The sequence below is a fragment of the Vibrio sp. Vb0888 genome (assembly GCF_033338835.1).
Classification (GTDB): domain Bacteria; phylum Pseudomonadota; class Gammaproteobacteria; order Enterobacterales; family Vibrionaceae; genus Vibrio; species Vibrio alginolyticus.
In genome coordinates this window covers 1-1424 of sequence record NZ_JAWOTL010000125.1, presented here as the reverse complement: position 1 = coordinate 1424, position 1424 = coordinate 1, and the positions used below count along the sequence as shown (strand labels likewise).

Annotated in this window: 1 protein-coding gene; it reads left to right on the top strand. The window is 44.4% G+C overall.

The features are described from left to right. Positions 1-1424 (top strand): SurA N-terminal domain-containing protein (locus R7P72_RS24365; RefSeq protein WP_318110877.1); only part of this gene is annotated, 1424 nt, incomplete at both ends.

Sequence of the window (1424 nt, the reverse complement as noted above, 5' to 3'; positions counted from 1 at the left end):
GATCGACTACGCGAAGGCGTGAATAGCATCGCGGTCAAAATTATCCTTGGACTTATCATCCTGTCTTTCGTATTTGCCGGTGTAGGTAGCTACCTAGTGAATGGCAGCAACAATTCAGCAGCGAAAGTAGGTAACACCGAGATTCCTCGTGGTGAGTTCGAGATGGCTTACCAAAATGAGCGCAATCGCATGCAAGCTCAATTGGGTGACTACTTCTCTCAAATGTTGGCTGACCCTGCATACGTTGAATCTTTCCGCAAATCAGTGCTTGATCGTATGATTAATGACGTATTGCTTGACCAACAAGCTGAAGCACTTGGCTTACGAATCAGCGATGCTCAAGTTCGTAGCATGATTCTTGAAATGCCTCAGTTCCAATCTAACGGTCAGTTTGATCAAGAAATTTACCAAGCATCGCTACGTCGTGCAGGTTTCTCTCCTGATTCTTTTGCTGAGTACATGCGTCGTGAATTGGTGCGTGAGCAGCTTCTAACAGCGCTTCAAAGCAGTGAGTTTACTCTTCCAGGCGAAGTTCAATCTCAGGGTAAACTGTTTACCCAAACACGCGACATCCGCACTGTAACCATCGATTTGGCAGAGTTTGCGAAGAAAGTTGAGTTAACTGACGAAGAAATTCAAGCTTACTACAAAGCAAACCCAGATAACTTCACTCGTCCAGAGCAAGTGAAAGTGTCTTACGTTGAGTTGTCTGCTGAAGCACTTAAGAAGCAGATTCAAGTAACAGATGAAGACGTTAAGAAATACTACGACGAGCATCTAGACAAATACTCTTCAGAAGAGCAACGCCGAGTGGCGCACATTCTTGTTGAAGGTGATGATGAAGCAAAAGCACAAGCTATCTTAGATGAATTGAACGAAGGTGCAGATTTTGCTGCGGTAGCGCAAGAGAAATCTGATGATTTCGGTAGTGCTGAAAACGGCGGTGACTTAGGTTGGATCGAACGTGATGTTATGGATCCTGCTTTTGAAGAAGCTGCGTTTGCACTTAAGAACCCAGGTGACATGTCTGGTCTAGTAAAATCTGACTTTGGCTACCACATTATCAAGCTAGAAGAGCTGAAAGATGCTGTTGCAAAACCATTTGATGAAGTGGCTGCTGAGATTAAGCAAGAGCTAGTAGACCAAAAAGCGGTGGATCAATTCTACGAGCTTCAAAACGAGCTTGAGCGTGTTGCTTTTGAGTACCCTGATTCACTAGATGATGCTTCTAAAGCTATTAACCAAGAAGTGAAGACAACAGACTTCATCTCTCAAGTTGATGCACCTGAGGTTCTACGTAACCAAGCCGTTATGCAAGCACTACTGAGCCCAGAAGTGAAAGAAGACGGTCTGAACTCTGAAGCGATTGAAGTTGCGCCTGAGCACATTATTGTTGTTCGTGTTGAAGATTCTCGTGACGAAAC